The following is a 21,953-nucleotide window of genomic DNA, read 5'->3' on the forward strand; positions in this document are numbered from 1 at the left end:
GGCGGGTTCACGACTCCAGCGCCTCCCGCGGCCCCCGCCGCATCGGCACCATCACCACGGGGATCGGGAACTTCACCTCCTCGCGCTGCTGCCACCATTCCCGCCCCTTCTTCCCCACCAGCACCTGCGCAATCTCGAACATATTCTTTTTCAGCGGACGCGCCACCCGCCAGCTCATCGTGAAGCGCTCCTGATCGGGCTCGAAGACGATGGTGTCGAGCATGGCCGTCAGGTTCTCGCGCTCGCCGCGCCTGGGAAACACATGCACGGGCGCCTCGAAATGAGGCAGCACGAACCGACGCAGTCCGTCGGGGGTCAGGTTGGCCAGCGCAACCTCCATCGGTGCCTTGGCGATCGGCACCTGCTGGTCGACCGGTGCCGCCTGAAAGTAGCGCTCGTCGAAGTCCCGCGGCAGGAAGGGAAACACCTCGTCCAGCCAGGCCTGGTCGTAGGTGCCGGCATGCGCGCGGCGCCCGGTCCAGCCGCGGCCGAGCGGCCCGAAGGCCATCGGCTGGTACTCGCCGCTCGGCCAGCTCACCACCTCGCCGCTCCGTTCCGTGTTGGGCAAGGGTTTTCCGTCCACCCAGGCGTTCTTCAGCTGTTTGCGAAAACCGCGGCCGACGGGGTTGGCCATGTAGGCGTCATGCTCCGCCGGGTCGTCGGACTCCTGGTCCACCCCGCCAAAGGCCCGGTCATAGGAAATCGGCATCTGCACAAAGGGCTCGGGCGCGCTCGCGCTGATGCCGCCCAGGCCGCCATGCCAGACGCGATCGCCGACCACGTCGAAGCGCTTGAGCATCGGCCCCAGGCGCAGCCCGACCTCGACGCGGGTCGCCGGGCGACCACCCGGTGCATGAGCGCTGCCCAGCAACAGCACATCGCAGGCCCGCTTGCGCGGCGCGAAGTCCACTTCGTACACCGGCGCGCTGAGGCCCGGCTCGCCGGTGAAGGTATCGGCCATCACCAGCGGCTGCTGCTCCTCATGCAGCCGCACCTGCTCGCCGGCCCTGGGCAGCACGAAGCTGCCCTTGATGACGACGACCAGCGACTCGCGGCCGCTGGGGTCGAGCCCCATGGTGTAGCCCGCGACCATGCGGGTCGCGTTGATCAGCTCCATGCCCTGCCGCCCAATTGATGCGCTCCACGCCGGTCCGTCCGACGTCCGTTACCCCACGGTAGGTGAGCGCTGCAGCGCGGCAAAGTGCACAAGGTCATCACGGGATCCCGGGTCAACCCTGCACCTGCTCGCCTCCCAACCCCGCCCCATTCAGCGGGAAGCTCGAGAACTGCGTCCCCAGCACCAGCTGCGCCCAAAGCCGGCGCGAGCGGAAGGCCTGCTGGCAGCGCGGGTCGGGCTGGCCCATGCCGCAGGCCTGTTCCAGCATCAGGGTGGCCGGCGTCACGTCGTTGTTGATCGCGGCCACACCCAGGAAGCTGCGGCCGTTGGTCGCGACGGTCTCGAAGAAATACTGCTCGCCGACCAGCATCGCGCCCTGCTGGGCGAAGCGGGCATAGGCCTTGCGGTTGACGAGCACCGGCCCGCGCTGCAGCGGGCGCAGATAGCTCCATTGCGGATCGGCCTGCAGCAGCTTGCCGGGGCCAGGTCTTGCCAGCGCCAGCTCGAAGGCCTCGGCCTGGCGATGTGCCTGGGCCGCGTTCTGGCTGCCCAGCAGCTGGATCAGCAGCGCATAGCGCGGGTCGCCCAGCGCGGCCTCGATGAAGCCGTCGGCGCGCGGGCTCAGCTTCGCCCCCTCGGGCACCGCGACGGTGGCGCCGGAGCGCAGCTCCTGGTAGATGTCGTACTGGAAGGCCTCGGGCTGGAACATCGTGAAGAAGCCGGCCAGCTGCGCCAGGCCCAGCTGGTCGTCGGCGCTGGCGGCCAGCTGCTTGAAGCTGCGCCGGCGCAGACGGGTCAGGCGCAGGCCCCCTCGCCGAGCGCCGGCAGCGGCCGCACATCGGCCGCCAGGTCGGCGGAGAACAGCTCGCGCACCCGGCCCGAGCGCGGCAGTTGGCGGTCCGGGCTCTGTCGCAGCGCCTCCAGCTGGGCCGCCGGGATGCCCCAGCAGATGCCCACCGCGCCCTCCTCCAGCCCCCCGTCGGCCACGCCGGCGACCCGGCCCGCGCCGTCCAGCAGCGGCGCGCCGGACATGCCCGGCACCAGATTGCCCTCCAGGCTCAGGATGGGCAGCGCCAGGCTCGGGTAGTCGGCCACCCGCGCCTGCAGCTTGGGCGGCAGGATGCTGCGCAGGGTGCTGCCGCCGAAGCGCACGCGCAGCCCGACATTGGTGGCGCTGGGCATGCCGAGCGGAAAGCCCAGCGCATCCAGCTCGCTCTTGACCGCCGGCGGCGCCGGGCTCAGCGCCAGCGGCCCGCCGCCCAGCGGCTGGGCCAGGCGCAGCAGCGCCAGGTCGGCATCGCGCAGCACCCGCGCCACCATGGCCTGGCGCGAGGCGCGGATCCGGCCCTGCGCATCGACCTCGTGCACCACCAGCGGGCCGGCGTTGTCGACGCCATGCAGCGCGGTCACCAGATGATCGGCATCCGGCCAGACGAAGCCGGTGCTGGCCTGGCCGCCGGCCTCGACCTTCAGCACCGAGGGGCTGGCGCGGTGCAGCCCCGCATCGGGCTGCGCGCCGGCCAGGCGCCAGCCGGCCAGCCCGCCCAGGCCACCGAGGATCAGCGCGCGCCGCACGCGGCCTCCACGGCGGCGCCCAGCGCGGCGCGGCGTGTGGCCTCGTCCGGCAGGCGGCGCTGCAAGGCCTCGGCCAGCGCCGCCCATTGCGGCTGCTGGGCGGCGGTATAAGCCTGCGCCGCGGCGGCCACGCTGGCATAGCGCGCTGGCGCCAGCGCCTCGCAGGGGCCGGTGCTGTTGGCATCGCCGAACAGCAGGGTGCGGCCGCTCAGCGCCGGATCGCCGCGCAGCGCGCCGGACGCGGCCGCGCTGGCCGGGCCCAGGGTTTGCAGCGCCACCAGCTGCACCGCCTGGCCGCGCGCCATGCCGGCGGCGGTCCATTCGGCCACCCGCTCGGCGGGCGTGCGCGGCGGCTGCGACAGGCTGTCATGGGTACGCAGCCACAGGCCGACGCCCAGGCCCAGCACGCCGGCCAGCCCCAGGGTGCCGGAGCGCAGCGCCGCACCGCGTTCGCGCGCCAGCGCGGCCGGGCCATCGGGCGCTTTGCCGCCGCCCTCCTTGCCGCTGCCGAAGCCCGGCAGCACCAGGGCCGACAGCAGGCTGGCCAGTGCGCCGACCAGCACCGCCACCACCGGCGAGGCCGACAGCCCGACCAGCAGCCCCAGCCACAGGCCGATGCCCAGCCCGGAGAAGACCTGCAGCGCCATCGTCATGCTCATCGTCCACCCCAGCCTGCAGCCGCGATGGGCGCATTGGACCGCAGCGGCGCGGCGCCGTCCGCCGCCGCGCTGTCCCCTGGCTCAGCGGCAGTCGCGGATCAGCAGGCGCAGCAGCAGCCGGGCCTGCACCGCATCGGTCCAGCGCGCGCTGTCGTAGAGCCGGGCGAGGCGCGGCGCGGCCTCGCTGGCGTCGGCGGTCAGGAACAGCTCGTAGCGGCGCGCGGCCTTGTCGAACTGCAGCAGCACCTCCATCGCGGACACCAGCGCATGCCGTCCGGTCTGCTTGTCCTCGCCGCGCTGGCGCAGCTCGGTGCGCAGCCGGCAGCCGCTCTCCAGCGCATAGTGCCAGCCGCGCCGCTCGCCGCGGGCCTCGCGGCCCAGGCCGTTCAGCGCGGCCAGGCGCTGGCTTTGGCTCATGTCGAAGGGGCTGATCAGCGCGGCATCCTGGTCGGGATAGCCGTCGGCGCAGCCGAACAGCAGCGCGGCCAGCAGGGCCAGCGCGGAGCGCCGACCGCCGGTCCGGGGAAGGGATTCGTCGTTCATGGATTCAAGTAAGAGACAGCCAGGCATGGCGCAGCCCGGCATCCGGGCCGCCGCCAGCAGGAAATGGAGGAAAGAGGCTGGAGCCGCTCAGCGCTGCGGCGGCCGCAGCAGCGGCACCGCGCAGCGGCCCGCCGGCAGCGACGTGACGGGCAAGACCTGGCGCCGCAGCAGCGCCATCGGCTGCGGCAGCGCCGAGCTGGACACGCAATGCTCGGCCATGTTGTCGTCCGAGGTGTCGCCCAGCTCCAGCAGCAGGAGTTGCTGCCCGGGCTCGTCCGCCGGCAGCGCGAAGGCATGGCCCTCCACCTGCAGGGCCGCGGGTGCGGCCGCGCCCTGCGCGACCATGCCGGCCGCCAGCGCATAGGCGGGCAGCAGCAGACAGCAGATGAAATGGCGCAGCCAGCGGGGCATGGGGCGGGATTCTACGGATCGCCCTGCCACCTCGAGAAACATGCCGGAACTGGTCACAATGCGGGCCATGACGATGCCCCCTGCCGCCGCCGCCACGCCCACCCATATCGCGGTGCTGGACGACGAACCCGACATCACCACCCTGCTCGCCACCTATCTGCGCGCCCAGGGTTTTCGCGTCACGCCGCTGCACAGCGGTGCCGCGCTGATGGCGCTGATGGCCGGCGGCGATGCGCCGCAGCTGGTGCTGCTGGACCTGGGCCTGCCCGGCGAGGACGGCTTCGCGATCGCGCGCCAGCTGCGCGAGCATTGGCATTGCGGCCTGGTGATCGTCACCGGCCGCGGCGACCCGATCGACAAGGTGGTCGGCCTGGAGGTCGGCGCCGACGACTATGTGACCAAGCCCTTCGACCTGCGCGAGCTGCTGGCCCGCATCAAGGCGGTGCTGCGCCGGCTGGGGCCGCCGCCCGCGGCCGCCGCGCCGCTCGCCATGGCCGCGCCGGTGGCAGCGCCGGCGGCCGAGGCGCGAGAGCGCTTTCGCTTTCTCGACTGGACCCTGGACGCCGCGGCGCGCCGGCTCGACCATGCGCGGCAGGGCGAGATCGCGCTGACCGGCGGCGAGTTCGAGCTGCTGGCGGTGTTCGTTCGCCATCCGGGCCGGGTGCTGTCGCGCGACTTCCTGCTCGAGCAGACGCGCGGCCGCGAGGCCGGGCCCTTCGACCGCACGATCGATGTGCAGGTCGGCCGGCTTCGCCGCAAGCTGGAGGCCAGCGCGCCGCAGCAGGGCGGCGAGCTGATCATTAAGTCCGTGCGTGGCGCCGGCTACATGCTGGTGCCGGCGGTGGAGCGGCCATGAGCGGGACCGCGGCCGCGCCGGGCGGCGAGCCAGCACTGTTCCGCTCGCTGTTCAGCGCCTACCCGGACGCACTGCTGCTGGTCGACTTCCAGGGCCTGATCGTGCGCGCCAATCCGGCCGCCGAACAGCTGCTGGGCTATGCCAGCGAGGGCCTGGTCGGGCTGCCGGTGGATGAGCTGGTGCCCGACAGCATCCGCCCGCGCCATGCGGCCTACCGCGACGCCTATGCGCGCAACCCGCGTCCGCGCCCGATGGGCACGCAGATGGAGCTGGTCGCGAAGCGCCGCGACGGCAGCGAGGTGCTGGTCGAGATCGCGCTGAGCCCGCTGCAGGATCAGGGCCTGCCCTATGTGGTCGCGGCGATCCGCGACATCAGCGCCTACCCGCGCATGCGCCAGGCCCTGCAGCGCGCGCGCTATGCCGAGCAGGTGGCGCAGCTGGGCCGGCTGGCGGTCGACTCGCGCGACACCGCCCTGCTGTTTCGCGAGGCGCCGCGCGCCGCGGCCGAGGCGCTGGAGGTCGAGCAGGCGCGGCTGTACCTGTTGGAGCCGGATGGCCGCAGCCTGCGCGTGGCCGGCGCCCAGGGGCTGACGGACGAGGAAGCCGAGGGTCAGCTCTTGCCCCGAGGCGCCGGCACGCCGCTGGACTACCTGATCACGCAGGCCCGACCGGTGGTCGTGGCCGACTACGCCAGCGAGCAGCGCTTCGTCGTGCCCGAGGCCTACCGCCGCGCCGGCCTGGTCAGCGCCCTGGGCATGCCGCTCTTGGACAAGGGCCGCTGCGTCGGCGCCCTGGTCGTGCGCTCGCGCCAACCGCAACGCTTTGGCGAGGACGAGCAGCGCTTCCTCGAATCGCTGGCCAATCTGCTGGCCACCATCCTGCAGCGCGCCCAGGGCGAGGAGGCGCTGCGCCATGCCCAGCGGCTGGAAAGCGTCGGCCAACTGACCGGCGGCATCGCGCATGACTTCAACAACCTGCTGACCGTGATCCAGGGCAATCTGCAGGTGCTGGAGACCCTGCCCGCGGTCGAGGGCGACGAGCTGGCGCCGCCGATGCTGGCCGCGGCGATGCGCGCCACGCGGCGCGGCGCGGAGCTGACCGCCAAGCTGCTGGCCTTCTCGCGCCGCCAGATGCTGCAGCCCAGTCGGGTCGATGCCGGCGCGCTGCTGGCCTCGCTGGCCGGCATGCTGCGCCGTACCCTGGACCAGCGCATCCGCATCGAGGAAAGCGCCGATGCCGATTGCCCGCCGCTGCTGGCCGACGCCGGCCAGCTGGAATCGGCGCTGCTGAACATCGCGATCAATGCGCGCGACGCGATGCCCGAGGGCGGCCGCCTGCGCTTTCGCGCCTGGCGCTGCGCCCAGGTGCCGGCGGCGCTGGCGGCCGAGCTGGAGCCGGACCTGGTCTCGGGTCGGCTGCCGCTGGTGGCGATCGCGGTCAGCGACGAGGGTCAGGGCATGCCCGAGGCCGTGCGCGAGCGCGCCTTCGAGCCCTTCTTCACCACCAAGGAGGCCGGGCGCGGCACCGGCCTGGGCCTGTCGACCGCCTACGGCTTCGTCAAGCAATCGCGCGGCGCGATCACGATCGACAGCGCGCCCGGCGCCGGCACCACGGTGACCCTCTACTTCCCCGGCGGCACGGCCGACGAGAACGAGGCCGCGGCCCGCGGCGGCGGCGCCGACCAGGCCCCGCCGCCGGGCCTGCGCGTGCTGCTGGTGGAGGATGAGCCCGAGGTGCAGCAGGTGCTGCTGCACTTCCTGCGCGGCTGGGATGCCGAGGTCCGGGCCTGCGCCAGCGGCGAGGAGGCGTTGGTGCTGCTGGCCGAACCCGGCGCCGATTTCGACCTGGTGCTCAGCGACGTGATGCTGGGCACCGGCATGCGCGGCACCGAGCTGGCCGCCCGCCTGCGCGAGCGCCACCCGGGCAGCGCGCTGCTGCTGATGTCCGGCTATGCGGCCGACCTGCTGGCCGCCGAGCAGCCTGCGCTGCAGGACATCCCGCTGCTGCGCAAGCCCTTCAGCCGCGAGGCCCTGGCCGCGGCGATCGCGGCGGCGCTGGGCGTCTGAACAGGCGCCGCGCCAGCAGGCGGACCGCGAAAAAGGCGGCGGCAAAGGGCAGCGCGGCCAGCGCGGCGCCGTAGCTGGCCGCGATCAGCAGCATCTGCAGCGAACCGGCCCAGCGCGCCGGCCATCAGCGCCGCGCCGAGCCAGGCCGTCAGCACCGCCCCCTCGCCACGGGCCCAGGCCGGCGGGCTGACGCCGTACAGCAGCATCAAGACCTTGGGGCTGAAATCGGCCGGCGGGGATGGCGAGGCGAGCGTAGGCATGGCCCGTCGACTGCAGCGGCAGTAGAGCCGCCAACCTCACTGCAAGGTACGGCTCCCCGCCGTGCCGCCCTGGGCAAAGGCCGCCAGCGCCGCCAGCTCGGGGATCTCGATGTCGCGGCGGCCCTTCTCGGCGAAGCGGATCAGCTGCTTGGCCGACAGGCGCGAGAGCGCGCGGCTGACCGATTCGATCGTCATGCCCAGGTAGTTGCCGATCTCGGCACGGCTCATGCGCAGGCTGATCTGGTCGGCGCGCAGGCCGCGGCGGGCCAGAGACTCGGCCCAGTAGCGCAGGAAGTCCGCCACCCGCGCGTCGGCCGACAGGGTGCACAGCGACAGCAGCGAGTCGCGGTCGCGGCTGATCTCGCGGCTCATCGCCTGGTGCAGCAGGTTCAGCAGGCGCGGCTGCAGCGCGCAGGCCTGCAGCAGGGCCTCGTAGCTCAGGCTCCAGACCTCGCCGGTGTCCATCGCGATCGCATCGCAGCCGTAGCGGCCGGTGGCGATGCCGTCGAAGCCCAGCCAGTCGCCGCGGAAATGCAGGCCGACCACCTGCTCGCGGCCGTCCGCCGCGCAGTTGACGATCTTGAAGAAGCCGGCATTGACGATGTGCAGGCGGCCGAAGCGCTCGCCGGCCTGGTAGATCGGGTCGCCGGCATGCACGACGCGGCGCTGGATCGGCACGCTGGCGGCCACCAGTTCCAGCATCGCGGCGATGCGCTGGGCCTCGTTGGGCACCTCGTTGGGCACCTCGGCGGGCAGGCCGGCGGCGGGCGGCGCGATGCGGGGCAAGGGGTGCGTGGCGGGGCGGTTCGTGGCGATGGCTTGGTGCATGGTGCTGGCGCCGGAGGCGGGCTTGTTGTTCGATGTGCTCAGCATCGGTCCCGCGTGGAACCGGCCGACGAACCGTCGATGTCGGCGGGTAAGCCTGGGTGACATTCGGTAAACGGATGGTGTCCGGCACGTATCGGGCGCGGCTTTGTTGACCTGGCTCAAGGCGGCCGGCCGCTTTGCCCCTAGCCTTGCGATCGACCATGACTGCCCCCCCTCCCACCGCGATCGACACCCTCGCCCCGGCCGGCCAGCAGGCCCTGCTGCGCCGCGCGCTGGCACTCGGCCAGGCGCCGGCACCGGCGCCGCTGCGCGGCCGCAATATCGCGCTGCTCTGCGCCGGCACGCCCGATGAGCCGGGCCTGGCCGCGCTGGAGCTGGCCGCCGCCCGGCTGGGCGGACGGGTGGCGCGCATCGATGCGGCCGCCTGGCTGGACGACGCGGCCGACACCCCGCAGCAGACCGAGGCGGCGCTGCGCCTGCTGGAGCGGCTCTATGACGCGGTGGACTGCGAGGGCCTGCCGGAGGAGCGCGCCCGCGCGCTGCAGCGCCGCACCGGCCTGCCGGTCTTCATCGGCCTGGCGCGGCCCGACCATGCGGTGCGGCGCCTGCTGCCGCAGCTGCGCGAACTCCGCCCGGCCGGGGCCGACGACGAGCTGCATCTGGTGCAAGCCCTGCTGCTCAACGCGCTGGAACGCTGACCCGGCCCTGACCGCCGGATGACAAATTCGTCATCCGGGCCTTCCGGCCGCGGCCGCACAATGCCGGCATGAAACTGCTGCTGATCGAGGACGAGCTCAAGCTCGCCGACTACCTGCGCAAGGGCCTGGGCGAGGAAGGCTTCACGGTCGAGGTCGCGCACAACGGCATCGACGGCCTGCACCTGGCAATCGAGGGCGACCATCAGCTGGTGATCCTGGACGGCATGCTGCCCGGCATCGACGGCCTCGCGGTGCTGGCCGCGCTGCGCCAGAGCAAGAGCACGCCGGTGCTGATGCTGACCGCGCGCGGCCAGGTCGAGGACCGGGTCCAGGGCCTGCAGAGCGGTGCCGACGACTACCTGGTCAAGCCCTTCGCCTTCTCCGAGCTGGTCGCGCGCATCCAGGTGCTGCTGCGCCGCGCCAGCGGCGCGCGCAGCACCGCCGAGCTGACCCAGCTGCGCCTGGCCGACCTGGAGGTGGACCTGATCCGCCGCCGCGCGGTGCGCGCCGGCCAGCGCCTGGAGCTGACCGCCAAGGAGTTCAATCTGCTGAGCCTGCTGCTGCGCCGCCAGGGCGAGGTGCTGTCGCGCACCGAGCTGGCCGAGCAGGTCTGGGACATGAACTTCGACAGCGAGACCAATGTGGTCGAGGTGGCGATCCGGCGCCTGCGCGGCAAGCTGGACCAACCCTTCGAGCGACCGCTGCTGCACACGGTGCGCGGCATGGGCTATGTGCTGGAGGACCGCGCGCCGTGAGCCTGGCGCGCACCGACGGGCTGGGCGTCAAGCTGTCGCGCTGGCTGGCGCTGCAGACCATCGTCGGGCTTGGGGCCGTCTGCACCGCGGTCTATTTCGCGATGGCGCTGACCCTGGCGCAGCGCCAGGACGACACCCTGGCGCAGAAGCAACAGGCGATCCGCCTGCTGGTCGGCGAGGGCCGGCCCGCGGCCCAGCTGCACGAGCAGCTGCGCGACCTGCTGGCCGGCCACAACGAGCTGAGCCTGCTCCTGGTCGACACCGAGGGGCAGCTGCTGTTCGACAAGCGCGCCGCACCGCAGCCCGAGCGCCGGCTCAAGCACCTGAGCTTCGAGCTCGCACGGCCCGGCCAGGCGCCGGTGCGCGCCCAGGCCTGGCTGGACATCAGCGCCGACCAGATCCTGCTGCGCCGCGTCGCCTGGACCCTGGCCCTGGCCGCGGTGGCCGGCGCCGCGGGGGTCTCGGCCGGCGGCTACTGGCTGGTGCGGCGCGGCCTGGCGCCGCTGCGCCAGCTGACCGCGCAGACCCAGCGCCTGGGCGGCCATGACCCGGAGCGCCGGCTCGACGGCTCGGGGCAGCCCACCGAGCTGCAGCCGCTGGTGGCCCAGTTCAACGCGCTGCTGGACCGGTTGGCGGCCAGCCATCGGCAGATGGAGGCCTTCAACGCCGACGTGGCGCATGAGCTGAACACGCCGCTGGCCACCCTGATCAGCAGCTGCGAGCTGGCGCTGCGGCGCAGCCGTGACGCGCTGGAGATGCGCGAGATCATGGGCTCCAACCTCGAGGAGCTGCGCCGCATGGCCGGCATCGTCGCCGACATGCTGTTCCTGGCCCATGCGGACCGCGGCAGCGACGCGCGCCGCCAGCAGCTGCCCAGCCTGGCCGCGCTGGCGGCCGAGGTGCTGGAGTTCCACGAGGCGGCGCTGCAGGAGGCCGAGCTGAGCGCCGAGGTGCGCGGCGACGCGGCCGCGGCGCTGGACGGACGGCTGCTGCGCCGTGCCCTGTCCAATCTGCTGGGCAATGCCACCCGCTACGCAAGACCAGGCACCCGGGTGAGGATCGACATCGCGACGGCGCCGGACGGCATGCTGGAGCTGTCGGTGGCCAACGAGGGGCCGGCGATCGCGGCCGAGCACCTGCCGCGCCTGTTCGACCGCTTCTACCGCGCCGACCCCTCGCGCGCGCAAGCGGACCGCAACCATGGCCTGGGCCTGTCCATCGTCGCGGCGATCGCGCGCATGCATGGCGGAAGCGCCTTCGCCGAATCGGGCGCAGGCCGCACCCGTATCGGGCTGCGCCTGCCGATGACGAAACCGTAATCCGCGCGACCGGCTGGCGTCGAGGGGCGCTGCCTACAGTGATCTCCATGGCGCGATACCCGCGCCACGACGGTGAGACCCACCGCCGCAACGGAACAAGGAGTACTGATATGTCGCTGCGCCCCCTCACCCCCGTCATCGCCCTGACCCTGATGCTGTCCGCCAGCCTGCCCGCGCTGGCCAGCGAGGCCCCGGCCGGCAAGAGCCGCGCCGAGGTGCTGGCCGAACTGGAAGCCGCCCGCAAGGACGGCAGCCTGGCCAAGATGAGCCGCGAGTCCAGCTACGCGCCCGAGTTCGAGCGCCCCTCGACCGCCAACCGCGCCGACGTGCTGGCCGCGCTGGAAGCCGCGCGCAAGGACGGCACGCTGGCCAAGATGAACCGTGAGGCCAGCTACGCGCCCGAGTTCGAGCCCAAGGGCCCGGGCCGCAGCCGCGCCGAGGTGCTGGCCGAGCTGAAGCAAGCCCAGGAAGATGGCAGCATGCGTTGCCAGACCGGCAACCGCAGCAGCTGCTGAGAACAGTTCGGGACTTTCACTCTTCCCTTACACTCCCGCCCATGACGAGCAAGCTCTGGCGCCTGATGCTGGCATGGCTGTTGGCCATGGCCCTGCCCCTGCAGGGTTACGCCGCGCATGCGCTGATGCTCTGCGGCCCGGCGCATCACCAGAGCCCGCTCGTCACGACCCAGGCCCATGCCACCATGGACCATCAGGGTCATGAAGGCCATGACAGCGCCGAGCATGGCGCGCAGCACCATGCCACGCCGGACAGCGGCGACGAAGAGCAGGCGCAGCCCGGCGGCCATGCCGGCGCCTGCAGCGTCTGTGCCTCCTGCTGCAATGCGGCGGCGCTGGTCACCAGCCTGCCCGTCGCCGATTTCCTGCCACCCGCCCCGGTCGCCGTCGCGACCGTGCCGGTGGCCCATGCCCGCGTGCTGACCGGCGGGCTGGAACGACCTCCCCGCACCGATCTCGTCTGAGCTGCCGTAGCCCCGACGTCCCCGTCGGGTTGCGCGATCGGCGACGCCCGCCCCCCGGCGTGGTGTGCGCTGCCCCGCCCGTCTTCACGCGAGATCACATCGATGAAATCCCTCCTGGCCCTGGGCCTGGCCGGGGTCGCCAGCGCGACCCTGCTGCCGCCCGCCGCGGCCCATCCCGCCTCCCACTCGGCTGGCTCGGCCGCATCCGCCCCCAAGGTGCTGGATGCGCAGGCCCCCGTCCCGCCCCTGGTCTACCGCTCCGCGCTGGGCAGCTACCGCCCCTACGCCGACACCACGCCCTCGCCCTGGGTCGAGAGCAATGAGCGGGTCGGCCGCATCGGCGGTTGGCGCGTCTATGCCAAGGAAGCGCAGCAACCCGATGGCCCAGCTGCCGACAAGCCCGCCTCCGCCGCCCATGGCGGCCACAAGCATTGAGCCGGGGGCAGCGATGAAAAAGAACTTTCAACGAATCCCCCGGCCGACCCGCCTGGCCCTGCTGATCGCCGCGCCCTGGCTGCTGGCCGGCTGCGCCAGCCTCAGCGGCACCGGCGGGATCGAACCGGTGCAGAAGATCGCCGAGCAGCATCTGGGCCAGAGCGTCGGCGTGGCGCGCAGCGCGGCCGAGCAGGACAGCGCCGCCAAGCGCGTCGACGAACTGCTGGCCAAGCCGCTGAGCGCCGACAGCGCGGTGCAGATCGCGCTGCTGAACAATCGCGGCTTGCAGGCCAGCCTGCATGCGCTGGGCGTGGTCGAGGCGGAGGTGGTGCAGGCCAGCCGCATGCCGAACCCGGGCTTCAGCTTCGGCCGCAGCAAGAAGGGCGAGGAGCGCGAGATCGAGCGCACCTTCGGCTTCGACCTCGGCCACCTGATCGCGCTGCCGCTGGCGCGCCAGGCCGAGAGCCGGCGCTTCGCCGCGGCCCAGCGCGGCACGGCGCTGGAGATGCTGGCGCTGGCCGCCGACACCCGCAAGGCCTTCTACACCGCGGTCGCGGCCGAGCAGACCTTAAGCTATATGCGCGACGTGCAGGGTGCGGCCGATGCCGGCGCCGAGCTGGCCAAGCGCATGGCCCAGGCCGGCAACTGGAGCCGGCTGCAGCAGGCGCGCGAGCATGCCTTCTTCGCCGATGCGGCGCTGAACACGGCGCGCGCCGAGCGCGCCCGCGTCGCCGCGCGCGAGCGCCTGACCCGGCTGCTGAGCCTGTGGGGCACGCAGACCGCCTTCACCCTGCCCGAGCGCCTGGCCGACCTGCCCGGCGAGCCCAAGGACCGGCCGGACATCGAGCAGTTCGCGATGTCGCAGCGCCTGGACGTGCAGGCCGCCAAGGCGCAGAGCGAGGCGACCGCGCGCAACCTGGGCCTGAGCCGGGTCACGCGCTTCATCAACGTGCTGGAGCTGGAGCTGTCGCGCAACAGCAGCAACGAGGGCCCGCGCCAGACCGGCTACGAGATCAGCGTCGAGCTGCCGCTGTTCGACTGGGGCGGTGCGCGCGTCGCGCGCGCCGAGAGCGTCTATATGCAGAGCCTGCAGCGCGCGGCGCAGACCGCGGTCGAGGCGCGCTCCGAGGTGCGCGAGGCCTACCAGGCCTACCGCTCCTCCTACGACATCGCGCGCCACTACCGCGACGAGGCGGTGCCCACCGCCAAGCGCATCTCGGAGGAGAACCTGCTGCGCTACAACGGCATGTTCATCGGCGTGTTCGAGCTCTTGGCCGACACGCGCGCGCAGATCGGCACCGTCAACGCCTCGATCGAGGCGCTGCGCGACTTCTGGGTCGCCCAGGCCGATCTCGACATGGCCCTGATCGGCAAGCCCAGCCTGGCCGGCGCCGCCGCGCCCAGCGTCGCGGGTGCCGCGGCCGCCGCCCATTGATCGCAACAAGGAGCGATAGAACCATGGTTTCCCGACGTGATTTCTTCCGCGCCGGTGGCGCGGTGACCGCCGGCGTGGCCGCCGCCGCGGTCAGCAAGGTGGCGATGGCCGCCCTGCCCGAGCCGGTGCTGCAGCCCAGCCCCGACACGATGCCGCCGCTGCTGCCGTCCAACGGCCGGCCCTACAACCCGGTCGTGACCCTGAACGGCTGGACCCTGCCCTGGCGCATGAACCAGGGCGTCAAGGAGTTCCATCTGGTGGCCGAGCCGGTGCTGCGCGAGCTGGCTCCCGGCATGAAGGCCCATCTGTGGGGCTACAACGGCCAGTCCCCCGGCCCGACGATCGAGGTGGTCGAGGGCGACCGCGTGCGCGTCTTCGTCACCAACAAGCTGCCCGAGCACACCAGCATCCACTGGCATGGCCAGCGCCTGCCCAATGGCATGGATGGCGTGGCGGGGCTGAACCAGAAGGCCATCCCTTCCGGCAAGACCTATGTCTACGAGTTCGTCGCACGCCGGCCCGGCACCTTCATGTACCACCCGCATGCGGACGAGATGACGCAGATGGCGATGGGCATGATGGGTTTCTGGGTCACGCATCCGAAGACCAAGAACCCGCTGATCAGCGCGGTGGACCGCGACTTCTGCTTCCTGCTCAATGCCTTCGACATCGAGCCCGGCAGCGCGACGCCCAAGATCATGACGATGCTGGACTTCAACCTCTGGTGCTGGAACAGCCGCGTCTTCCCCGGCATCGACACCTTGAATGTGCGCCAGGGCGACCGGGTGCGCATCCGCGTCGGCAACCTGACGATGACCAACCACCCGATCCATGTGCACGGCCATGAGTTCGAGGTCACCGGCACCGACGGCGGCCCGGTGCCCAGAAGCGCGCGCTGGCCCGAAGTCACGACCGATGTGGCGGTGGGCCAGATGCGCCAGGTCGAGTTCATCGCCGACGAGCCGGGCGACTGGGCCTTCCATTGCCACAAGAGCCACCACACGATGAACGCGATGGGCCACGACGTGCCGACCCTGATCGGCGTCGACCATCGCGACGTGGTCAAGAAGATCAGCAAGCTGGTGCCCGACTACATGGTGATGGGCGAGCGCGGCATGGCCGACATGGCCGAGATGGAGATGCCGCTGCCCGACAACACCATTCCGATGATGACCGGCCAGGGCCCGTTCGGCGGCGTCGAGATGGGCGGCATGTTCAGCGTGCTGAAGGTGCGCAAGGACCAGAAGCCCGGCGACTACCGCGATCCGGGCTGGTACCAGCATCCCAAGGGCGAGGTCGCGTTCGAATGGACCGGCGCCCTGCCCGAGCCGGCGCGCTTCGCGGCCGAGGGCGGGCGCTCGATGCCGCGCCAGCAGCCCGCCACCGCCCCGTCCGCCACCACCGAGCTGCGCGCGCGCAAGCCCGGCAGCGGCAAGCACCAGCATTGACCCGATGGAGACGATGATGATGATGAAAAGGAAATCCATGCACGCGGCCCTGGTCGCGATCGCCCTGCTGGGCGCCAGCCTCGGCGCCGCGGCCCATGGCGAGGGCGGCCACGCCGGCCCGCTCAAGCGCGAGCAGAAGGACTGGGGCATCGCCGCCGAGGCCAAGGAGGCCAGGCGCACGATCACGGTCGGCATGAACGACGCGATGCGCTTCGTGCCGGACCGCCTCGAGGTGCGCCAGGGCGAGACCGTGCGCTTCGTGATCCGCAACGACGGCAAGGTGATGCACGAGTTCGTGCTCGGCACCAAGAAGGAGCTCGATGCCCATGCCGAGATGATGATGAAGCATCCGGGCATGGAGCATGACGAGCCCTATATGGCCCATGTCGCGCCCGGCAAGACCGGCGAGATCACCTGGACCTTCAACCGCGCCGGCGAGTTCGACTTCGCCTGCCTGATCGCCGGCCATTACCAGGCCGGCATGGTCGGCAAGCTCAAGGTGGTCGCCAGCGGCAAGCCGGCCAAGACCACCACCCAAGCCGCCACCCAACCAGCCAAGGCCGATGGCCATGGCGCCCACAAGCATTGACACGAAAGGACCTCCGATGAAGAAGACCCTCCTGCAGCAGATCGGCCTGGCCACCATGCTCGGCCTGAGTCTGCCCCTGGCCGCGATCGCCCAGACCGAGCTGAGCGACGGCGAGATCCGCAAGATCGACAAGGACAACAAGAAGCTCACCATCAAGCATGGCGACATCAAGAACCTCGACATGCCGGGCATGACCATGGTGTTCCAGGTCAAGGAGCCGGCGATGGTCGAGCAGGTCAAGGTCGGCGACAAGATCCGCTTCCGCGCCGAGAAGGCCGCCAGCGGCTTCATGGTCACCGAGCTGCAGCCGGCCGCCAAGTAAGCCGCCCGCCTCGCCCCCCGGGCTTGACCTTGCCACGATGACAAGGTCCAGACTCGGGGCTTTCCGTGCTCGCGCGGGGCGAGCACGGGCCTGCCCACAGGACCGGTCCACATGACATCCAGCGCCAGCTACACCTGCCCGATGCACCCACGGGTTCGCCAATCGTCGCCGGGATCCTGCCCCGAATGCGGCATGCCTCTGGTGCCCGAGGGGCAGCCGTCGCAGGCCGTGCATGGCCATCATCACCATCATCCGGCGCCGGCAGCGCAGCCCGCGCCCGAGAACACGGAGGCAGGCGCGGCCGTCTACACCTGCCCGATGCATCCGGAGATCCGCCAGCCTCGTCCCGGCAACTGCCCCAAATGCGGCATGGCGCTGGAGCCGCTGCTGCCCGAGCTGGAGGCCGAGGAGAACCCGGAGCTGCTGGATTTCAGGCGCCGTTTCTGGTGGACCCTGCCGGCCACCGCCGTGGTCACCGGGCTGGCGATGTTCGGGCATCGCCTGCAATGGTTCGAGATGGCGACGCAGAGCTGGATCGAGCTGGCGCTGAGCCTGCCCGTGGTGCTGTGGGCCGGCTGGCCCTTCTTCCAGCGCGGCTGGCAGTCGGTCCGCAACCGCAGCCCGAATATGTGGACCCTGATCGCGCTGGGCACCGGCGCGGCCTTCCTCTACAGCCTGGTCGCGACGCTCGCGCCGCAGGTCTTCCCCGACTCCTTCCGCGCGATGGGCCGCGTCTCGGTCTATTTCGAGGCGGCGGTGGTCATCATCTCGCTGACCCTCCTGGGCCAGCTGCTGGAGCTGCGGGCCCGCTCGCAGACCTCGGCGGCGATCAAGTCGCTGCTGGGCTTGGCGCCCAAGACCGCGCGCCGCATCGACGCCCAGGGCCAGGAAAGCGACGTGCCGCTGGCCCATGTGCATGTGGGCGACCTGCTGCGCGTGCGCCCCGGCGAGAAGGTGCCGGTCGACGGCGTCGTGGTCGAGGGGCGCAGCGCCGTCGATGAAGCGATGCTGACCGGCGAGCCGGTGCCGGTGCTCAAGCAGACCGGCGACAAGCTGATCGGCGCCACCCTGAACACCAACGGCGCCCTGGTGATGCGCTCGGAGCGGGTCGGCTCGGCGACCATGCTGGCGCAGATCGTGCAAATGGTGGCGCAGGCGCAGCGCTCGCGCGCGCCGATGCAGCGCATGGCGGACCAGGTGGCCGGCTACTTCGTGCTCGCCGTCATCGCCATCGCCATCCTGACCCTGCTGGCCTGGGGTCTGTTCGGCCCCGAGCCGCGCTGGGTGCATGGGCTGATCAATGCGGTCGCGGTGCTGATCATTGCCTGCCCCTGCGCGCTGGGGCTGGCCACGCCGATGTCCATCATGGTCGCCACCGGCCGCGGCGCCAGTGGCGGCGTGCTGTTCCGCGACGCCGCGGCGATCGAGAAACTGCGCCAGGTCGACACCCTGATCATCGACAAGACCGGCACCCTCACCGAGGGCCGCCCGGCCTTCGAGCGCGTAATCCCGGTGCCGGGCCAGTCCGCGGACGAGGTGCTGCGCCTGGCCGCCAGCCTGGACCAGGGCAGCGAGCATCCGCTGGCCGACGCCATCGTGCGCGCGGCGCGCGAGCGCGGCCTGGCGCTGGACAAGCCGGAGGACTTCGAGTCCGGCTCCGGCATCGGCGTGCGCGGCCGGGTCGGCGCACACCAGCTGGCGCTGGGCAACACCGCGCTGATGGACCAGCTCGGTGTTTCGGTGCGGCCGCTGCAGGACCAGGCCGAGGCGCTGCGCTCGCTGGGCGCCAGCGTGATGTACCTGGCGGCCGATGGGCAGCTGCTGGGCCTGCTGGCGGTGGCCGATCCGATCAAGGCCAGCACGCCCGAGGCCCTGGCCGCGCTGCAGGCGGCCGGCCTGCGCATCGTGATGGCCACCGGCGACGGCATGACCACCGCGCGGGCGGTGGGCCGCCAGCTGGGCATCGACGAGGTCCATGGCGAGGTCAAGCCGGCCGACAAGCTGGCCCTGGTGGCCCGGCTGAAGGCCGAGGGCCGGGTGGTCGCGATGGCCGGCGACGGCATCAACGATGCCCCGGCGCTGGCCCAGGCCGACGTCGGCATCGCGATGGGCACCGGCACCGATGTCGCGATGAACAGCGCCCAGCTGACCCTGGTCAAGGGCGACCTGCGCGGCATCTCGCTGGCGCGCGGCCTGTCCGAGGCCACCGTCGCCAACATGAAGCAGAACCTGCTGTTCGCCTTCCTCTACAACGCCCTGGGCGTGCCCCTGGCCGCGGGCCTGCTCTATCCCTTCACCGGCTGGCTGCTGTCGCCGATGGTCGCGGCGCTGGCCATGAGCCTCAGCTCCGCCTCGGTGGTTGCCAACGCGCTGCGGCTGCGCCGCGGCTGAACTCCCCTCGAACCCGACCCCAACAACCTCATGATCACTTCGAAGACGAAAACCTCTTCCCCGACGCGCCGCCGCCTGCTCGGCGCCGCCGCGGCGCTCGCCGCCCTGCCCGCCCTGGCGGCCGAACCGGGCGGCCCGCTGGTCGAGATCTGGAAGGATCCGAACTGCGGCTGCTGCCAGGACTGGGTGCTGCACCTGCAGGCCGCGGGCCTGCGCACCCGGGTGGACGATGTCGGCAATGCCGCGATGCGCAAGCGCCTGGGCATCGACCTCAAGTATGGCTCCTGCCATACCGCCCTGGTCGGCGGCTACGCGATCGAGGGCCATGTACCGGCGCGCGAGATCCTGCGCCTGCTGAAGGAGCGGCCCAAGGCCCTGGGCCTGGCGGTGCCGGGCATGCCGGTCGGCTCGCCCGGCATGGACGGGCCGGCCTATGGCGATCGCAAGGATCCCTATGACGTGCTGCTGCTGAGCAAGGACGGCGGCGCCAAGGTCTACCAGAGCTACCACCGATCGATCGTCAAGAAAGCCTGAGCGGGCGGTCCCGCGGGCGTCACCATTCGATACATCGGCGCCGCGGCGCCGGCGGCGGCACCGGCATCGAGCGGGTAAATTCATCCGGTCGATCAACCCGGAGGATGCGCCGCCGTGATCCATGTCCTGATCGTCGACGACGACGCCGATGCGGTGGATTCGCTGCGCGCGCTGATTGCCGGCGCGGACCTCAGCGTCGCGATCGCCCGCAGCTTGCGCGACGCCCGCCGCCAGATCGCGCTGCAGCAGCCCGATCTGGTGCTGCTGGACCTGCAGCTGCCCGACGGCAGCGGCATGGAGCTGTTCGCCGACCCGCAGCTGGTGGCCAACTCCGAGGTGGTGCTGGTCACCGGCCATGCCAGCCTGGAGACCTCGATCCAGGCCTTGCGCCTGGGCGCGGCCGATTACCTGCTCAAGCCGATCCAGCTCGGCGCGCTGCAGGGCGTGCTGTCGCGCTTCATGAAGCCGGCCGCGCTGCGCGCCGAGGTCGACGACCTGCAGGCCGGCCTGGCCGCCAGCGGCAATTTCGGCCTGCTGTGGGGCCGCGCCCCGGTGATGCTGCGCGTCTACGAGCAGATCTCGCGCGTCGCCGGCACCGGCGTGTCGGTCTTCATCAGCGGCGAGAGCGGCACCGGCAAGGAGCTGGTCGCGCAGACGGTGCACGACCTGAGCCGGCGCCGCAAGCAGCCCTTCCTGGCGGTCAACTGCGGCGCGATCTCGCCCAACCTGATCGAGAGCGAGATCTTCGGCCACGAGAAGGGCAGCTTCACCGGCGCCGAGCGCCAGCACCAGGGCTTCTTCGAGCGCGCCAGCGGCGGCACCCTGTTCCTGGACGAGATCACCGAGATGCCGCCCGAGCTGCAGGTCAAGCTGCTGCGGGTGCTGGAGAGCGGGCGCTTCATGCGCGTCGGCAGCACCCAGACCCTGGACGCCGATGTGCGCGTGATCGCCGCCTCGAACCGGCCGCTGCAGCAGGCGGTCGAGAGCGGCAAGCTGCGCGAGGACCTGCTGTACCGGCTCAACGTGTTCCCGATCGAGCTGCCGCCGCTGCGCGACCGGGCCAGCGACGTGCCGCTGCTGGCCGAGCATTTCCTGGCCGGCATCGGCGCCCAGGAGGGTGCGCCCAAGCGCTTCACGCCCCAGGCCCTGGCACGGCTGGCCGCCTACCGCTGGCCCGGCAATGTGCGCGAGCTGCGCAACGCGGTGCAGCGCGCCTATGTGATGGCCAGCGACGCGGACATCGACGCGCAATGGCTGCCCGGCGAGGCCGCACCGAGCGGCGGCGCTGATGCCGGCGCGGCCGAGCTGGTCTCGCTGCCGATCGGCAGCTCGATGGCCGAGATGGAGCGCGCGCTGATCCTCGCGACCCTGCGCCATTACAACCACCACAAGGAACGCGCCGCCGCGGTGCTGGGCATCAGCCTGAAGACCCTCTACAACCGGCTGAAGGAATATGCGGCCGATGGCGGCCGATAGCGACCGCCGGCTCAGGCCCAGGCCGGCTCGCTGTCCGGCAGCACCAGCAGGGCCGGCGCGGCGTCCCGGGCCGCGCGCGGCTCCTGCAGCAGCAGGCGCCGCACCAGGTCGGCCACCTGCAGCGGATGCGGGCGCGGCGCCGGGCCCTGTTGCGCGGCCTCGAAGGGCCGGTTCAGCGCGCCGGCCAGCAACGCGCAGACCTGGATGTTGCGCCCCCGCAGCTCCTGGTGCAGCGCATGCGACAGGCCCAGCAGCCCCCATTTGGTCGCGTGATAGGCGCTGGCGCTCGGCCAGCTGCGCCGGCCCGCGGTGGCGGCGATATTGACGATATGCCCGCCCTGCCCGACCGGCATCAGGGTCGCGGCCTGCTTGGCCAGGGTCAGCGGGCCCAGCAGATGGGTGGTCAGCACGCGCCGCCAGTCCTCGCCGGCGCTGCCGGGCAGCGGCGCGGTGGCGTCGAGCGCGGCATTGTTGATCAGCGCGTCGAGACGGCCGTAGCGCGCCTGCACGCTGGCGACCGCGGCCGCGCATTGGCGCGCATCACCGACATCCAGCCCGACCCCGAGCGCCTCGATGTCATGCAAGCCCAGCGCCAGCGCGCGCTCGCGTGCCCGCCGCGGCTCCGGATCGGCCAGCACCAGGCGCGCACCGGCCTCGCCCAGGCGCTGCGCGGTGGCGCAGCCCAGGCGCCGGCCGCCGCCGGTGATCAGCACGACCTTGCCGCGCAGGGAATCGCCGTCGTGCATCGCCGGCCTCAGATCGCCTGCGCCGCGCGCGCCTGGTCGCGCAGCGTGCGCACCTGGTCGTGGCTGCGCTGCGCGCCATCGCATTGGCGCTGCAGCAGCACCCGCACCGCCGGCGGCAGGTCCTGCGACAGGGCTCGGCGGTAACGCGCCAGCGCGAGATCCCCGCCGCGCTCGCAGGCCTCCAGCAGGGCCAGATCGCTGTCGCCGCCCGGCATGCCCTGCAGCGCCGGCAAGCCGCACAGCGCCGCGCCTGCAACGCTGCCGCCCGGCTCCGGCTGGCCGCCCAATGCCCGGATCGCCGCCTGCAGCTCGGCCGCGGCCTGGTGGCGCTCGCCGGCATGGCGCTCGAACAGCTGCCGCAGCTGCGGATGGCTCGCGCGCGCGGCGCAGCCGCCGAGGCCCTGCTCGCCGTCGCGGCAGTTCTCGCTCAGCTGCCTGAGGGTCGCGATGACGTCCTGGCTATCCATGCCGGCCTCCTGCGGTGCGTGGGGATAGTTTTCCCTGGCAGGCG

The 21,953-nt window shown here is 72.1% G+C and carries 24 protein-coding genes; 15 read left to right on the top strand and 9 right to left on the bottom strand.

The window, feature by feature from the left end; translation table 11 throughout:
- Positions 1–7 precede the first annotated feature (7 nt).
- From G8A07_RS15160 to G8A07_RS15185, 6 genes are all read right to left on the bottom strand, one after another.
- Positions 8–1,117 carry a DUF2169 domain-containing protein gene (locus tag G8A07_RS15160; protein WP_195792873.1) on the bottom strand — a complete coding sequence of 370 codons (1,110 nt, stop codon included), beginning with the start codon at positions 1,115–1,117 and terminating at the stop codon, positions 8–10.
- A gap of 112 nt (positions 1,118–1,229) precedes the next feature.
- The gene (locus G8A07_RS15165) at positions 1,230–1,826 is read right to left on the bottom strand and encodes a hypothetical protein (protein WP_195792874.1); all 597 of its coding nucleotides are present in this window, start codon (positions 1,824–1,826) and stop codon (positions 1,230–1,232) included.
- Positions 1,827–1,912: 86 nt separating this feature from the next.
- Positions 1,913–2,692 carry a serine protease gene (locus G8A07_RS15170; protein WP_195792875.1) on the bottom strand — a complete coding sequence of 260 codons (780 nt, stop codon included), beginning with the start codon at positions 2,690–2,692 and terminating at the stop codon, positions 1,913–1,915.
- Positions 2,677–3,351, bottom strand: a complete 675-nt coding sequence (locus G8A07_RS15175) for a hypothetical protein (RefSeq protein WP_195792876.1) — start codon at positions 3,349–3,351, stop codon at positions 2,677–2,679. Before G8A07_RS15175 ends, G8A07_RS15170 begins: the two co-directional genes overlap by 16 nt.
- A gap of 81 nt (positions 3,352–3,432) precedes the next feature.
- Positions 3,433–3,894, bottom strand: coding sequence for a hypothetical protein (locus G8A07_RS15180; protein WP_195792877.1), 462 nt, complete (start codon positions 3,892–3,894; stop codon positions 3,433–3,435).
- A gap of 87 nt (positions 3,895–3,981) precedes the next feature.
- Positions 3,982–4,305, bottom strand: a complete 324-nt coding sequence (locus G8A07_RS15185; protein WP_195792878.1) for a hypothetical protein — start codon at positions 4,303–4,305, stop codon at positions 3,982–3,984.
- 67 nt (positions 4,306–4,372) lie between these two features.
- Here G8A07_RS15185 and G8A07_RS15190 point away from each other — a divergent pair, with 67 nt between their 5' ends.
- Both G8A07_RS15190 and G8A07_RS15195 read left to right on the top strand, forming a co-directional pair.
- Positions 4,373–5,161, top strand: coding sequence for a response regulator transcription factor (locus tag G8A07_RS15190; RefSeq protein ID WP_249937008.1), 789 nt, complete (start codon positions 4,373–4,375; stop codon positions 5,159–5,161).
- Positions 5,158–7,227: a PAS domain S-box protein gene (locus tag G8A07_RS15195; RefSeq protein WP_195792879.1), complete on the top strand. Its 2,070-nt coding sequence runs from the start codon at positions 5,158–5,160 to the stop codon at positions 7,225–7,227. The genes G8A07_RS15190 and G8A07_RS15195 overlap by 4 nt, the downstream gene beginning before the upstream one ends.
- A gap of 296 nt (positions 7,228–7,523) precedes the next feature.
- Here G8A07_RS15195 and G8A07_RS15200 read toward each other — a convergent pair whose 3' ends face one another.
- Entirely contained in the window at positions 7,524–8,360 is an 837-nt protein-coding gene (locus tag G8A07_RS15200) for a Crp/Fnr family transcriptional regulator (RefSeq protein ID WP_249937009.1), read from the bottom strand.
- A gap of 155 nt (positions 8,361–8,515) precedes the next feature.
- Here G8A07_RS15200 and G8A07_RS15205 point away from each other — a divergent pair, with 155 nt between their 5' ends.
- The 13 genes from G8A07_RS15205 (at position 8,516) to G8A07_RS15265 (ending at position 20,696) form a co-directional block, all read left to right on the top strand.
- Positions 8,516–9,013, top strand: coding sequence for a hypothetical protein (locus G8A07_RS15205; RefSeq protein WP_195792880.1), 498 nt, complete (start codon positions 8,516–8,518; stop codon positions 9,011–9,013).
- A gap of 68 nt (positions 9,014–9,081) precedes the next feature.
- Positions 9,082–9,768 carry a heavy metal response regulator transcription factor gene (locus G8A07_RS15210; RefSeq protein ID WP_195792881.1) on the top strand — a complete coding sequence of 229 codons (687 nt, stop codon included), beginning with the start codon at positions 9,082–9,084 and terminating at the stop codon, positions 9,766–9,768.
- The gene (locus G8A07_RS15215; RefSeq protein WP_195792882.1) at positions 9,765–11,087 is read left to right on the top strand and encodes a heavy metal sensor histidine kinase; all 1,323 of its coding nucleotides are present in this window, start codon (positions 9,765–9,767) and stop codon (positions 11,085–11,087) included. Before G8A07_RS15210 ends, G8A07_RS15215 begins: the two co-directional genes overlap by 4 nt.
- A gap of 110 nt (positions 11,088–11,197) precedes the next feature.
- The gene (locus G8A07_RS15220) at positions 11,198–11,602 is read left to right on the top strand and encodes a DUF4148 domain-containing protein (protein ID WP_195792883.1); all 405 of its coding nucleotides are present in this window, start codon (positions 11,198–11,200) and stop codon (positions 11,600–11,602) included.
- Positions 11,603–11,643: 41 nt separating this feature from the next.
- Entirely contained in the window at positions 11,644–12,066 is a 423-nt protein-coding gene (locus G8A07_RS15225) for a hypothetical protein (RefSeq protein WP_195792884.1), read from the top strand.
- Positions 12,067–12,168: 102 nt separating this feature from the next.
- On the top strand, positions 12,169–12,501 hold the full coding sequence (locus G8A07_RS15230; RefSeq protein WP_195792885.1) for a hypothetical protein: 333 nt from the start codon (positions 12,169–12,171) through the stop codon (positions 12,499–12,501).
- Positions 12,502–12,514: 13 nt separating this feature from the next.
- Positions 12,515–13,936, top strand: coding sequence for a TolC family protein (locus tag G8A07_RS15235; RefSeq protein ID WP_195792886.1), 1,422 nt, complete (start codon positions 12,515–12,517; stop codon positions 13,934–13,936).
- Positions 13,937–13,959: 23 nt separating this feature from the next.
- Complete coding sequence (locus tag G8A07_RS15240) at positions 13,960–15,384, top strand: multicopper oxidase family protein (RefSeq protein WP_195792887.1); 1,425 nt, start codon at positions 13,960–13,962, stop codon at positions 15,382–15,384.
- A gap of 37 nt (positions 15,385–15,421) precedes the next feature.
- Positions 15,422–15,973: a cupredoxin domain-containing protein gene (locus G8A07_RS15245; RefSeq protein ID WP_249937010.1), complete on the top strand. Its 552-nt coding sequence runs from the start codon at positions 15,422–15,424 to the stop codon at positions 15,971–15,973.
- 16 nt (positions 15,974–15,989) lie between these two features.
- Positions 15,990–16,295: a copper-binding protein gene (locus tag G8A07_RS15250; RefSeq protein ID WP_195792888.1), complete on the top strand. Its 306-nt coding sequence runs from the start codon at positions 15,990–15,992 to the stop codon at positions 16,293–16,295.
- Between the two features lie 111 nt (positions 16,296–16,406).
- Positions 16,407–18,686: a copper-translocating P-type ATPase gene (locus tag G8A07_RS15255; protein ID WP_213086167.1), complete on the top strand. Its 2,280-nt coding sequence runs from the start codon at positions 16,407–16,409 to the stop codon at positions 18,684–18,686.
- A gap of 30 nt (positions 18,687–18,716) precedes the next feature.
- Entirely contained in the window at positions 18,717–19,220 is a 504-nt protein-coding gene (locus G8A07_RS15260) for a DUF411 domain-containing protein (protein WP_195792889.1), read from the top strand.
- Positions 19,221–19,334: 114 nt separating this feature from the next.
- Positions 19,335–20,696 (top strand): sigma-54 dependent transcriptional regulator, encoded by a 1,362-nt coding sequence (locus tag G8A07_RS15265; RefSeq protein ID WP_195792890.1) that lies wholly within the window; start codon positions 19,335–19,337, stop codon positions 20,694–20,696.
- Between the two features lie 11 nt (positions 20,697–20,707).
- Here G8A07_RS15265 and G8A07_RS15270 read toward each other — a convergent pair whose 3' ends face one another.
- Both G8A07_RS15270 and G8A07_RS15275 read right to left on the bottom strand, forming a co-directional pair.
- Positions 20,708–21,442 carry an SDR family oxidoreductase gene (locus tag G8A07_RS15270; RefSeq protein ID WP_195792891.1) on the bottom strand — a complete coding sequence of 245 codons (735 nt, stop codon included), beginning with the start codon at positions 21,440–21,442 and terminating at the stop codon, positions 20,708–20,710.
- A gap of 8 nt (positions 21,443–21,450) precedes the next feature.
- Positions 21,451–21,909 (bottom strand): PA2169 family four-helix-bundle protein, encoded by a 459-nt coding sequence (locus tag G8A07_RS15275; RefSeq protein WP_195792892.1) that lies wholly within the window; start codon positions 21,907–21,909, stop codon positions 21,451–21,453.
- Between the last annotated feature and the right edge of the window lie 44 nt (positions 21,910–21,953).

Source organism: Roseateles sp. DAIF2, assembly GCF_015624425.1.
Lineage (GTDB): Bacteria > Pseudomonadota > Gammaproteobacteria > Burkholderiales > Burkholderiaceae_C > Kinneretia.